Raw genomic sequence first — 11,430 nt, 5'->3', positions numbered from 1 at the left:
TGGTCAGGGAGTCGGTAGAAATCTACAATACCCGGCGTCCGCATCTGTCGTTAAAATACAAAACGCCCGATGAAGTTCATCAGGCATTTTAAGGCTGAAAAGTGTCAACCTATATCAGGACTAGTCACGGGCTTAATTTACTGCGAGGTACCGTCCACTTTCGTGTTCACGTCATCTCCGCTACCGGTTTCTACCTTTTTGTTCATATCCGGGCATTTCCCGTCCTTACACATCGAATTTTTATGGATTTCATCTTTGCTCATTCCATCGTTGGTCATACCGCTACTGCTGGTTGAGCCATTAGGATGAAGCATAGTGCCGCCATTATTGATATTGCTATTATCGACGTTTTTGGGTGCGAGATTCTGATTCGCATCGGGTGCAACCTGGCCTGCTTCGGCACTTGCGTTTGCCTGGCCGTTATTGCTCCCGCTAGTTTCAGCGGCCATTGCCAGACTGCTTGCTACAGAAAGGGTTGCTGTCAGGAAAAGTGCAGTTAATTTATTCATTTAATGCTCCTGTTATGGTCGTTATTGCTGGATAACTTCTTCCAACAGTGCACTGGCTTTATTCTGTGCCTGGTGCTTTTATCGGCTAAATATGTCAGCCATGAAAGCTGCATCAGAATACAATTTTGCTAATTGAGTGTTTTTCAGTGTTAACAATTAAAAATTGTAGCGGGAAACCGGTTTTTTACCATTTTTTGACGCTTTTTAGGTCGTTTCCAGGAATATTCTGCCTGAAGTGTAAAAGCCCGTTTACACTTCAGGTCTGAAGCGATAGATTGAAAGGATTGCAACTAAGCTAAATCTCAAGGCCATTCCCGGAAATATCATGAATTATCAGAATGACGACTTACGTATTAAAGAAATCAACGAACTTTTACCGCCAGTAGCGCTGCTCGAAAAATTCCCCGCCACTGAAAAAGCCGCCGCAACCGTATCTGGCGCACGCAAAGCGATTCATAAAATTCTGAAAGGAAATGATGATCGCCTGCTGGTTGTCATTGGCCCTTGCTCAATTCACGATATCAAAGCTGCGAAAGAGTATGGCGCGCGCTTATTGACACTGCGTGAAGAATTGCAAGGTGAGCTGGAAATCGTTATGCGTGTCTACTTCGAAAAACCACGCACAACGGTGGGCTGGAAAGGTCTGATCAACGATCCGCATATGGACAGCAGCTACCAGATCAACGATGGCTTGCGTATTGCCCGTAAATTATTGCTGGATATCAACGACTCTGGTCTGCCAGCGGCAGGTGAGTTCCTGGATATGATCACCCCGCAGTATCTGGCGGACTTGATGAGCTGGGGTGCCATTGGTGCACGTACTACAGAATCTCAGGTTCACCGTGAACTGGCGTCTGGCCTTTCATGCCCGGTTGGCTTCAAAAATGGCACTGACGGCACCATGAAAGTTGCGATCGATGCGATCAATGCAGCTGGTGCGCCACACTGCTTCCTGTCTGTGACTAAATGGGGCCACTCTGCCATCGTGACTACCAGCGGAAATGGCGACTGCCACATCATCTTGCGCGGCGGCAAAGAGCCAAACTACAGCGCAGCGCATGTTGCTCAGGTGAAAACTGATCTGCAAAAAGCTGGCCTTCCGGCTCAAGTGATGATCGACTTCAGCCACGCGAACAGCAGCAAGCAATTTAAGAAGCAAATGGAAGTTTGTGCCGATGTTTGCCAGCAAATTTCTGGTGGTGATGCTGCGATTACTGGTGTGATGATTGAAAGTCACCTTGTAGAAGGCAACCAGAACCTGGAAGGTAGCGAGCCGCTGGTTTATGGCAAGAGCGTGACCGATGCATGTATCGGTTGGGAAGATACCGAAACCGTACTGCGCCAGCTGGCTGATGCAGTAAAAGCACGCCGCGGCTAAGTTTTAACGCGATAATAATAAAAAAGGCGTGGTTCTCACCACGCCTTTTTCACATCTAACGAATTACTTCGCTTTACCCTGGTTTGCTACCGCTGCGGCTTTTGCTGCGATTTCATCAGCATTGCCCAGATAGTAACGCTTCAGCGGTTTGAAGTTCTCATCGAACTCATATACCAACGGCACGCCAGTTGGGATATTCAGCTCAAGAATTTCGTCTTCGCTCAGGTTATCCAGGAATTTAACCAATGCACGCAGGGAGTTACCGTGAGCGGCAACAATCACACGCTCGCCGCTTTTCATGCGTGGCAGAATGGTTTCGTTCCAGTAAGGGATAACGCGATCGATAGTTAGCGCCAGGCTTTCAGTTACCGGCAACTCTTTATCGCTCAGGCTTGCATAACGTGGGTCATGGCCTGGGAAACGTTCGTCATCACGCGTCAGCTCTGGAGGCGTGATAGCAAAGCCACGGCGCCATTGCTTAACTTGCTCATCACCATATTTCTCGGCAGTTTCAGCTTTGTTCAGACCCTGAAGTGCACCGTAGTGGCGCTCATTTAGCTTCCAGGATTTCTCAACTGGCAGCCATGCCTGATCCAGTTCATCGAGGATATTCCACAGTGTATGGATGGCACGTTTCAGTACTGAGGTATAAGCAAAGTCGAAAGAGTAACCTTCATCTTTTAGCAGTTTACCTGCAGCTTTCGCTTCAGTTTTACCTTTCTCAGACAGATCAACGTCATACCAACCGGTGAAGCGGTTTTCGTTGTTCCACTGGCTTTCACCGTGACGAACCAGAACCAGCTTAGTAACAGCCATAGTTTACTCCTTAATAAGCCTGCGATTAATGATAACGATTATCATTATATTGCCGCAAAGGGGCAAGCGGCAATGCTAAACGTTTAACATAGCGAAAAAGAGTGTGGAGTGTAAGGTGGATGTGAATGGTTGTTATATTTTTGTCGCTAAATGGTGGGAAATCCAGCGATCAGGATAAGAATCGCCCTCCATTGTGGAGGGCGAAAAATTTAAAGCGCAATAAACTCGTATTCTGTAATGCTTAAATACTCTTCATTTGGCTGTAACCAGCAATCGGGTTGTGGCCATTCAGGGTGATTTGGGCTGTCCGGCAGGAACTCGCTTTCGAGCGCCAGGCCCTGATAAGCACTGTAAGTACCTTGCTCTCTTGCAGGCGATCCCTCCAGGTAATTGCCGCTATAAAACTGCAGAGCAGGGGCCGTGGTATAGACCGTCATTTGCAGTTTATTATCGCTCGACCAGACATGTGCTGCGGGCAGGCTGGCATCACCTTGCGCCTGCAACAAGAAAGCGTGGTCGTAGCCTTTCACCAACACCTGGTCGTTGTCATGCAGGAAATCATCGGCGATAGTTTTTGCTGTGCGGAAATCAAAGCCTGTGTTCGTAACATCGGCAAGTCCAGCTTGCGGGATACCGTTGCTGTCGACGGGTAAATAGCTATCTGCCAGCAATTGAAGGCGATGTTGACGAATATCGTTTTGCTTACCATCGAGATTGAAATAAGCGTGATTAGTCAGATTTACCGGGCATGGTTTACTGGTTTTGGCACGGAATTCGACGGTGATACAGTTATCTTCGGTAAGGGCATAACGCGCAGTTGCGCGCAACTCACCGGGGAATCCCTGGTCGCCGTCTTGAGAATCAAGTGTATATAGCACCTCATGCTCGTTCTGGCGCACAATCCGCCAGCGGCGTTTGTCAAAACCATCAGGCCCACCATGCAACTGATGTGCGCCCTGATTTGCTGTCACTTTAACAGTGACGCCATTGCGCTCAAACTGGCTGTTAGCAATGCGGTTGGCATAACGCCCAACGGTTGCACCCAGATAAGCGGATTGATTCAGATAATCTTCCGGCGTTTCGCAGCCGAGCAGCGTTTCGCGCACGCTGCCGTCTTTCATCGGCACGCGGCACGAGAGCAGGGTAGCGCCCCAGTCCATCACGGTGACAACCAGCCCCGCGCTATTGCGCAGGGTGGAGATGCGGAACGGTTGCCCGTCAGGTGCGAATTGTGGAGTCTCTTTTAGCATTGACCAGCACCCTCCGAAGGTTTGCAAACATAGAAGGTTTCTTTGATACCGGTTTTCGCTTCGTACTGTTTTTCGACAGCCTGTTTAACCGTTGGAACCAAATCTTCCGGAATCAGCGCCACGATACAACCACCGAAGCCGCCGCCGGTCATACGCACACCGCCTTTGTCGCCGATAGTTGCTTTGACGATTTCAACTAAAGTATCGATCTGCGGCACGGTGATTTCGAAATCATCGCGCATAGAAGCGTGAGATTCAGCCATCAGCACGCCCATACGTTTTAAATCACCTTTTGCCAACGCATCAGCGGCCTCTACGGTGCGGATGTTTTCAGTCAGGACGTGGCGTACGCGTTTCGCAACAATCGGGTCAAGCTCATGAGCGACTTCATTAAACTTGGAGAGCTCAACATCACGCAGTGCTTTCTGCGTGAAGAAACGCGCACCGGTTTCGCATTGCTGACGGCGGGTGTTGTATTCGCTGCCTACCAGAGTACGTTTGAAGTTACTGTTGATAATGACGACAGCAACGCCTTTCGGCATCGACACCGCTTTAGTGCCGAGCGTGCGGCAGTCGATCAGCAATGCATGATCTTTTTTGCCTAACGCTGAAATCAGCTGATCCATAATGCCGCAGTTACAGCCCACAAACTGGTTTTCAGCTTCCTGGCCATTTAAGGCAATTTGCGAGCCATCAAGTGCCAGGTGATATAACTTCTGGAACACCGTGCCAACCGCCACTTCCAGCGATGCCGATGAACTCAGGCCTGCACCCTGTGGCACGTTACCGCTGATCACCAGATCGGCACCGCCGAAGTTTTTATCACGCTTTTGTAGATGTTTAACGACACCGCGAACATAGTTGGACCATTGTTGTGTGTCGTGGCTCATGATTGGTTTATCGAGCGAAAACTCATCTGTTTGGTTATCGTAATCGGCTGCGATAACACGCACCAGGCGGTCATCACGCTTCGCGCAACTGATGACAGTCTGGTAGTCGATGGCACAAGGCAAAACGAAACCGTCGTTGTAATCAGTGTGTTCGCCAATCAGGTTAACCCGGCCTGGAGCCTGAATTGTGTGGGTCGCCGGATAACCAAATTGTTCGGCGAAGAGATGTTGGGTTTTATCTTTCAGACTCATTTTTATTCTCCGGATTGGCGAAAGTGAATATCGGATACGGCACGCAAGCGTTCTGCGGCTTGCTCTGCGGTTAAATCACGTTGGGTTTCAGCCAGCATTTCATAGCCGACCATAAATTTACGCACTGTTGCGCTACGCAGCAGTGGCGGATAGAAGTGAGCGTGCAACTGCCAGTGGCCATTTTCCTCACCGTTAAACGGTGCACCGTGCCAGCCCATGGAATAAGGGAATGAGCACTGGAAAAGGTTGTCGTAACGGCTGGTCAGTTTTTTCAGCGCCAGCGCCAAATCACTGCTTTGCTCGGCGCTAAGATCGGTAATGCGCTGAATATACGTTTTTGGCAGCAGCAGCGTTTCGAACGGCCAGGCTGCCCAGTAAGGTACAACGGCAATCCAGTGTTCGGTTTCTACCACCGTACGGCTGCCGTCTTTAAGCTCGCGCTGTGCGTAATCGACAAGCATCGGCGAGCCATTTTTGGCAAAGTATTCACGCTGCAGCACATCTTCACGCGCCACTTCGTTTGGCAGGAAGCTGTTTGCCCAAACCTGGCCGTGCGGATGCGGGTTGGAGCAGCCCATAGCAGCGCCTTTGTTTTCAAAAACCTGCACCCACGGATAGGTTTTACCCAGTTCCGCAGTCTGTTTTTGCCAGGTTTTGACCACTTCTTCCAGTGCTGTTACGGAAAGTTGCGGTAGCGTTTTGCTGTGATCTGGGGAGAAGCAGATAACCCGGCTGGTACCGCGAGCGCTTTCACAACGTAAAAGTGGATCGCTGTTTTCAGGCGCGTCTGGGGTGTCCGTCATCAGCGCGGCAAAGTCGTTAGTAAAAACAAAAGTGCCGGTATATTGCGGATTTTTATCGCCAGTGACGCGCGTATTTCCAGGACACAAGAAACAATCCGGATCGTGCGTCGGTAATGTTTCCTGTGAGGGTGTTTCCTGGGCCCCTTGCCATGGGCGCTTAGCCCGATGCGGAGAGACCAGAATCCATTGTCCGGTTAGGGGGTTAAAACGGCGATGTGGATGATCCACCGGGTTAAACTGCTCCATCACATTTCCTTAGTCTGGATAACCTTGAGGATGGCGAGACTGCCAGCGCCAGGTATCATCTGCCATTTCTTGCAGAGTCCGGCTGACACGCCAGTTAAGTTCGTTGTCGGCTTTGGTGGCATCAGCCCAATAAGCGGGGAGATCACCTTCACGGCGCGGGGCGAAGTGATAATTGACCGGCTTTCCGCAAGCGGTACTGAAGGCGTTGATAACGTCCAACACGCTGCTACCGATACCTGCACCGAGGTTATAGATATGCACGCCAGGCTTGCCTTGGAGTGTTTGCATTGCTGCAACATGGCCATCGGCAAGATCCATAACGTGAATATAGTCGCGCACGCCAGTGCCGTCTTCGGTCGGGTAATCATTACCAAAAACTGCCAGTGAATCACGACGTCCTACTGCAACCTGTGCAATGTACGGCATCAGGTTGTTTGGAATACCTTGCGGGTCTTCACCCATATCGCCTGACGGATGCGCACCTACCGGGTTGAAGTAACGCAGCAGCGCCACGCTCCAGTTCGGCTGGGCTTTTTGCAAATCAGCCAGAATTTGTTCAACCATTAACTTGCTGCGGCCATATGGGCTTGCAGGTGTACCGGTTGGGAAGCTTTCAACGTAAGGGATTTGTGGCTGGTCGCCATAAACTGTGGCGGATGAGCTGAAGATGAAGTTGGTGACATTAGCCGCGCGCATGGCAGAAATCAGGCGCAAGGTGCCGGTAACGTTGTTGTCGTAATATTCCAGCGGCTTGTTAACCGATTCGCCCACGGCTTTGAGCCCGGCAAAATGGATTACGGCATCAATTTGGTGATCGTGGAAAATTTCAGCCAGCAATGCTTCATCACGGATATCACCGTCAATGAACAGAGGGTGTTTGCCGCCAAGACGTTCAATGACTGGCAGCACACTACGTTTGCTATTGCACAAATTGTCCAGAATCACGACATCATGACCATTTTGCAGTAACTGCACGCAGGTATGACTGCCTATGTAACCGCTACCACCTGTTACCAATACTCTCATTTTGCTCTCCATTACGCGTATGGTATGTATTAAACATAGCATAACAGAGATGGCAAAAGTGTGACATGGGATAAATTAGTGGAATCGTTTACACTAGTATTTCAACAGCGACCTTTAGTAGTAAAAATGATTATAAAACAAATGGTAGCTACGAGGATGTTGCGGGTTGTCTGAAAGTAGGATGGCTAAACGAAAACCTAGCCATCCCGGCGGAAAGGGATTTATCGTTCAGGCGCTATAAATCTTCAAACTCGTAACGATAAGCATCGTCACTGGCAACGAAAGTCAGCCGCTTAGTGATGCATTCAGGCGCGTCTTCGGCATGGTGAGAGACAAACAGTAATTGCGTTTCACCTTCACCAATCAAAATATCAATGAAACGACGCACTAACTGACGGTTTAAAGGGTCGAGTCCTTGTAGTGGTTCATCCAGAATCAATATCGTTGGGTGTTTAACCAACGCACGGGCAATCAACGCAAGGCGCTGCTGGCCCCATGACAGACTGTGGAATGGCGCATCAGCGATAGCGTTATCCATGCCGAGCATATTCAGCCATTCGCGGGCAAGTTTATGCTGGCGGTCCGAAACAGCCTGATAAATGCCAATCGAATCAAAATATCCCGAAAGAACCACGTTTCTTACTGTGGTGCTCACGCGATAATCCAGATGTAAGTTACTGCTGACGTAGCCAATATGCTTTTTGATATCCCAGATGGTTTCGCCACTGCCACGCCGACGGCCAAACAGCGTCAGATCGTTGCTGTATCCCTGGGGATGATCTCCCGTGACCAGGCTTAATAATGTCGATTTTCCTGCACCGTTCGGGCCGACAATCTGCCAGTGTTCCCCTGGATTTACCGTCCAGGAAAGCTTGTGCAGGATAGGGCGGTCATTATATTCCACCACACCATCACGCAAAACAATGCGCGGCTGATCGGCAGGCAGAGTGTAACGAGCACTTGGGTCATCAGCTTCCGGCAGCGCAACGCCTGCTAGTTTTTCGCTGCGGGCAAGCTGCGCGATTAACGCTTGTTCCAGCAGTTTTTGTTTTTCGCCCACTTCAATCAGCGCACAATCTGCCAGCACGCCAGCATGTTGTACAAAATCAGGGATTTCATCAAAGCGGTTAAGCACCAGCACCACGGTGTAACCCTGTGTGCTTAGTTCACCCAACAGTCCTGCCAGTTGTTCACGGGACTGCACATCCAGCCCGTCAAACGGTTCGTCGAGAATAAGCAAATCAGGCTGCGACATCAGCGCCTGGCAGAGCAGCGTTTTGCGCGTCTCTCCGGTTGAAAGGTATTTAAAACGGCGAGTCAGTAACGGTGTAATGCCAAAAAGCTGGGCAAGTTTCTGGCAGCGGTTTTCATCTTTGACTTCATCCTGAATAATTTCCGCCGTCGTGCGTCCAGTATCGTCTTCGTCCGGGCTTAACAGGTCAGTGTTATTGCGCTGCCATTCATCGCTGACTAATTTTTGCAGTTGTTCAAAGGAAAGATGAGCAATACGAGAAAACGAGCACTGGCGCTCGCCTTTCTGTACGGGCAGGGAACCCGCAAGTGCGCGGGCGAGGGCTGATTTCCCACTACCGTTAGCACCCACAAACGCCCAGCTTTCACCGGCGTTAATGGTTAAATCATTGAGGGCCAGAGTTCGGGTATCGCTAAGGTGAAAGACCCCTTGCGAAATTTGCAACGTCGACATAGAACATCCCATTTTTTGCAGTCATTAAACTCAGATTTACGGATTGCCTGTCTTGTTGTCAATTCGCCAGGTTTTTTTAGCACAGAGTGGCGATAATCACGCGATCGGCATTAAAAAATGCTATGACTTCAGCACCTTCTACCAGCTTCTGGATTTCCACCACATTATTTGGCACGGTAGCGCACAGCGTTTGCCCGTCAGGTAATTGCACCAGAACTTCACTTTGTTCCGCACCTTGCTGAATATTGCTGACAATGCCGGCGAGCTGGTTGTCTGCGCCGCTGGCACGTTTTGCATCGGTGGTGATTTCCACCCACGGCGCTTTAATCAAAACAAGGACTTCTTTGCCTTCGCTCAAACCCAGGCGTTCTGCGCTTTGACGCGTAATTGCTGCTTGCAAACGTGTGGTGCCATCAGCCAGTAAGATATCGACGTGCTGTTGTACTTGCTCGCTGTTGCGATGCAGAACAGTGCCAAAAAGCTGATTACGGGCGCTGGTTTGCAATGAGAATCGTGAAATTGCAGCGAGTAGACTATCGAGTGGTAGCGCGTCATCACGCAGCACATCAAAGGCTTTTTGTTGGATTTGCGCGAGCAGTTCATACAGTTGTATAAGACGTTCACCATAACGTGTAAGTATCGCGCCGCCACCGCCTTTACCGCCTGTTGCTCGTTCAACTAATGTCTCATCGCTTAACTGATTCATCTCATTGATGGCATCCCAGGCACTTTTGTAGCTGATGCCCGCAAGCTTCGCACCCTGGCTAATTGAGCCGGTATGTTGTATTTGTTTAAGTAGCGCGATACGACGTGGATCGGCGAACAGCCGCTGCTGGAGTTTCAGCGTCAGGAGAATTTCAGCTTGCATAACCGCTCCGTAATAAGGAAAACGCCATTTTCCCCTATTGCGTGGGGTTGGGCAAATCGCACAAAAGGAGAGTGCGTTTTTCTGTCAGGTCGTTAGAATAGCCGCTCTCACTTTTGTTGGAGGCATCCATGTTAGAGTTATTGAAAAGCTTGGTGTTTGCCGTGGTCATGGTGCCAATCGTTATGGCGGTGATCCTCGGACTTATCTATGGATTGGGTGAAGTCTTTAACGTCTTCTCAAAAGTCGGTCACAACGACCAACCGAAACAAAACCATTGATTCTCTAACGCCCGCTGATGCGGGCGTTTTCTTTAGAAGTTTAGCAACGGTAGTACCGCCGGTATCTGCGATAGCAGGTACAACACCAGCCCGATTGATCCCCCAACTAGCGTGCCGTTAATGCGGATAAACTGTAAATCCTTGCCGATATTCAGCTCGATTTGCCGCGACATATCCTGCGCATCCCAGCTTTTCACCGTATCGCTAATATGGCGAGTCAGGAACGTAGCAAACTCAGGGGCAATCTTTTGTACTGCCTGCTCCAGATGCTCGTTTAATGAAGCGCGTAACGCGCTGTCAGCAACTAGCGTTTCCCCAAGCCATTGTCCAGCCTCAGCAATTCGCTGTTTCACACGCGAGTCCTCAGCATTAACATCAACTTTCAGCCATTGCCGCAAATCGCCCCAAAGTTCGCCCAGATAGCGGTTAAACGCCTCATCCTCTTTCAAATAACTCTTGATGCTGTCTGCTTTTTCCGCCATCTGCGGCGAGTGCTTAAGATTCTCGATAAGCTTTAATGTAGCGCGGTCGAATGCCTGGCGAATCTGATGGCCCTGATCGTGGCTGACATCATCGAGAAACGAGTTCACCGCATTGGAAACCAACTGGGCGCTATGTTCCCCCAGCCATTCTGTCGGCAGAATGCTGGCTTTACGTGGGTGCTCCGTTTCCAGCCAGCGCACAATCTGGTGGGCAATAAACGCCCGCGTACTGTCACGCTTAATCAGCGTGAGCATTTGAGCAATCACGGCGTCGAGCAATTCCTGATGGCGGTTATTTTTGGTCAGACTTTCCAGCAGCAGAGCACTTGAATGCGTTAAATCGACTTTATCAATTGCCTTATGTACCGCCTGGCGGATTAAACGCTGAATACGCGCATCGTCTGTTAAGTCCAAAAACGCGCTCATCACTTGCAGCAAATGCTGCCCAACGCGCTGCGCATTGTCGGGTTTGCTGAACCACTGGCCAATCATATGCGTCGGTTCATGGCGGCGAATCAGCGCTATGAGTGATTGAGTATCAAGAAACTTTTCCTGCACAAAGATGCCCAGGTTTTCACCAATGCGGTCTTTGTTACGAGGAATAATTGCCGTATGGCGGGAAATAAAAGGAATCGGCACGCGATGAAACAACGCGGTAACGGCAAACCAGTCAGCGAGTGCACCGACCATAGCGGCTTCAGCAATCGCTTTTAAGCCGCTAACCCAGAATCCCGGTGGCAAAAAGAGGGTTATCACAAAAGTCACAGCCGCAATCAGCAGCAAGGAAAGCGCAAGGCGCTTGGTGCGTTTCAGTTCAGTCATTTTCTCCATCAACTAAGCATAGAACGGTGAGGACTGAAGCGGTAGGGCAAATTTGGGGTGAGATTCATCTCGATCGATTTCGATTAACTAAATTTCCCACCTCCT

12 protein-coding genes are annotated in these 11,430 nt (G+C 49.9%); 3 read left to right on the top strand and 9 right to left on the bottom strand.

The window, feature by feature from the left end:
* On the top strand, window positions 1-92 hold a 92-nt coding region (locus tag GC128_RS12200), incomplete at its 5' end, for an integrase core domain-containing protein (protein ID WP_151993624.1).
* A 45-nt stretch (window positions 93-137) separates the two neighbouring features.
* On the opposite strand, the gene GC128_RS12195 is transcribed toward GC128_RS12200, so the two are convergent.
* The gene (locus tag GC128_RS12195) at window positions 138-509 is read right to left on the bottom strand and encodes a YbgS-like family protein (RefSeq protein WP_151994519.1); all 372 of its coding nucleotides are present in this window, start codon (window positions 507-509) and stop codon (window positions 138-140) included.
* A gap of 325 nt (window positions 510-834) precedes the next feature.
* Here GC128_RS12195 and aroG point away from each other — a divergent pair, with 325 nt between their 5' ends.
* On the top strand, window positions 835-1,887 hold the full coding sequence (gene aroG, locus GC128_RS12190) for a 3-deoxy-7-phosphoheptulonate synthase AroG (RefSeq protein WP_064512588.1): 1,053 nt from the start codon (window positions 835-837) through the stop codon (window positions 1,885-1,887).
* Between the two features lie 63 nt (window positions 1,888-1,950).
* Here the strand turns inward: aroG and gpmA are convergent, their stop codons facing one another.
* The 7 genes from gpmA to modE all read right to left on the bottom strand — a co-directional run bounded on the left by gpmA (window position 1,951) and on the right by modE (window position 9,743).
* Window positions 1,951-2,703: a 2,3-diphosphoglycerate-dependent phosphoglycerate mutase gene (gene gpmA / locus GC128_RS12185; protein ID WP_064512586.1), complete on the bottom strand. Its 753-nt coding sequence runs from the start codon at window positions 2,701-2,703 to the stop codon at window positions 1,951-1,953.
* A 209-nt stretch (window positions 2,704-2,912) separates the two neighbouring features.
* Window positions 2,913-3,953, bottom strand: coding sequence for a galactose-1-epimerase (gene galM, locus GC128_RS12180; protein WP_151994518.1), 1,041 nt, complete (start codon window positions 3,951-3,953; stop codon window positions 2,913-2,915).
* The gene (gene galK, locus GC128_RS12175) at window positions 3,947-5,095 is read right to left on the bottom strand and encodes a galactokinase (RefSeq protein ID WP_151994517.1); all 1,149 of its coding nucleotides are present in this window, start codon (window positions 5,093-5,095) and stop codon (window positions 3,947-3,949) included. Before galK ends, galM begins: the two co-directional genes overlap by 7 nt.
* Before the next feature lie 2 nt (window positions 5,096-5,097).
* The gene (galT, locus tag GC128_RS12170) at window positions 5,098-6,144 is read right to left on the bottom strand and encodes a galactose-1-phosphate uridylyltransferase (RefSeq protein ID WP_151994516.1); all 1,047 of its coding nucleotides are present in this window, start codon (window positions 6,142-6,144) and stop codon (window positions 5,098-5,100) included.
* A 9-nt stretch (window positions 6,145-6,153) separates the two neighbouring features.
* Window positions 6,154-7,170, bottom strand: coding sequence for a UDP-glucose 4-epimerase GalE (gene galE / locus GC128_RS12165; RefSeq protein ID WP_151994515.1), 1,017 nt, complete (start codon window positions 7,168-7,170; stop codon window positions 6,154-6,156).
* A gap of 235 nt (window positions 7,171-7,405) precedes the next feature.
* Window positions 7,406-8,875, bottom strand: coding sequence for a molybdate ABC transporter ATP-binding protein ModF (gene modF, locus GC128_RS12160; RefSeq protein WP_151994514.1), 1,470 nt, complete (start codon window positions 8,873-8,875; stop codon window positions 7,406-7,408).
* Window positions 8,876-8,951: 76 nt separating this feature from the next.
* Window positions 8,952-9,743: a molybdenum-dependent transcriptional regulator gene (gene modE, locus GC128_RS12155; protein WP_151994513.1), complete on the bottom strand. Its 792-nt coding sequence runs from the start codon at window positions 9,741-9,743 to the stop codon at window positions 8,952-8,954.
* Window positions 9,744-9,871: 128 nt separating this feature from the next.
* Here modE and GC128_RS12150 point away from each other — a divergent pair, with 128 nt between their 5' ends.
* Window positions 9,872-10,021 carry an AcrZ family multidrug efflux pump-associated protein gene (locus GC128_RS12150; RefSeq protein WP_064512573.1) on the top strand — a complete coding sequence of 50 codons (150 nt, stop codon included), beginning with the start codon at window positions 9,872-9,874 and terminating at the stop codon, window positions 10,019-10,021.
* A 32-nt stretch (window positions 10,022-10,053) separates the two neighbouring features.
* Here GC128_RS12150 and GC128_RS12145 read toward each other — a convergent pair whose 3' ends face one another.
* Window positions 10,054-11,334, bottom strand: coding sequence for a DUF445 domain-containing protein (locus GC128_RS12145; protein WP_151994512.1), 1,281 nt, complete (start codon window positions 11,332-11,334; stop codon window positions 10,054-10,056).
* Window positions 11,335-11,430 lie beyond the last annotated feature (96 nt).

The organism is Buttiauxella massiliensis, assembly GCF_902500225.1.
In the GTDB taxonomy this organism is placed as follows: Bacteria; Pseudomonadota; Gammaproteobacteria; order Enterobacterales; family Enterobacteriaceae; genus Buttiauxella; species Buttiauxella massiliensis.
The sequence above is the reverse complement of the archived record's forward strand: the minus strand, read 5'-3'. Positions and strand labels throughout refer to the sequence as shown.

Excerpts from the sequence above, each read along its gene's own strand:
- aroG (WP_064512588.1), top strand. The coding sequence starts at position 835 with ATGAATTATCAGAATGACGACTTACGTATTAAAGAAATCAACGAACTT.
- GC128_RS12145 (WP_151994512.1), bottom strand. The coding sequence starts at position 11,334 with ATGGAGAAAATGACTGAACTGAAACGCACCAAGCGCCTTGCGCTTTCC.
- galM (WP_151994518.1), bottom strand. The coding sequence starts at position 3,953 with ATGCTAAAAGAGACTCCACAATTCGCACCTGACGGGCAACCGTTCCGC.
- galT (WP_151994516.1), bottom strand. The coding sequence starts at position 6,144 with ATGGAGCAGTTTAACCCGGTGGATCATCCACATCGCCGTTTTAACCCC.
- modF (WP_151994514.1), bottom strand. The coding sequence starts at position 8,875 with ATGTCGACGTTGCAAATTTCGCAAGGGGTCTTTCACCTTAGCGATACC.
- GC128_RS12195 (WP_151994519.1), bottom strand. The coding sequence starts at position 509 with ATGAATAAATTAACTGCACTTTTCCTGACAGCAACCCTTTCTGTAGCA.
- gpmA (WP_064512586.1), bottom strand. The coding sequence starts at position 2,703 with ATGGCTGTTACTAAGCTGGTTCTGGTTCGTCACGGTGAAAGCCAGTGG.
- galE (WP_151994515.1), bottom strand. The coding sequence starts at position 7,170 with ATGAGAGTATTGGTAACAGGTGGTAGCGGTTACATAGGCAGTCATACC.
- galK (WP_151994517.1), bottom strand. The coding sequence starts at position 5,095 with ATGAGTCTGAAAGATAAAACCCAACATCTCTTCGCCGAACAATTTGGT.
- modE (WP_151994513.1), bottom strand. The coding sequence starts at position 9,743 with ATGCAAGCTGAAATTCTCCTGACGCTGAAACTCCAGCAGCGGCTGTTC.
- GC128_RS12150 (WP_064512573.1), top strand. The coding sequence starts at position 9,872 with ATGTTAGAGTTATTGAAAAGCTTGGTGTTTGCCGTGGTCATGGTGCCA.